At 45.2% G+C, this 228-nt stretch carries 1 rRNA gene; it reads right to left on the reverse strand.

What is annotated here, in order from left to right:
* Positions 1-149 precede the first annotated feature (149 nt).
* Positions 150-228 (reverse strand): 23S ribosomal RNA (locus tag ABWW33_RS33060); the annotation flags it as partial.

Here is a 228-nt window from a genome sequence, read left to right on the forward strand (position 1 = left end):
ACTTGCTATGGTCATCAGGCATTGACTTGTACGAGCCGCGTTCTTGTGAACGTTGCCCAGAATCTGGAATCGGTAAGTAATTGGGTAATGAAGTTGTATCAACGAACGTTCCAACGTACTTCTCATTCACCATAACCTGCCAAGGTTATAGGGACAAGCCGTACGGGCAATTAGTATCAGTTAGCTTAATGCATTACTGCACTTCCACACCTGACCTATCAACGTCCT

The organism is Duganella hordei, from assembly GCF_040369125.1.
Taxonomy (GTDB): Bacteria; Pseudomonadota; Gammaproteobacteria; order Burkholderiales; family Burkholderiaceae_D; genus Rugamonas; species Rugamonas hordei.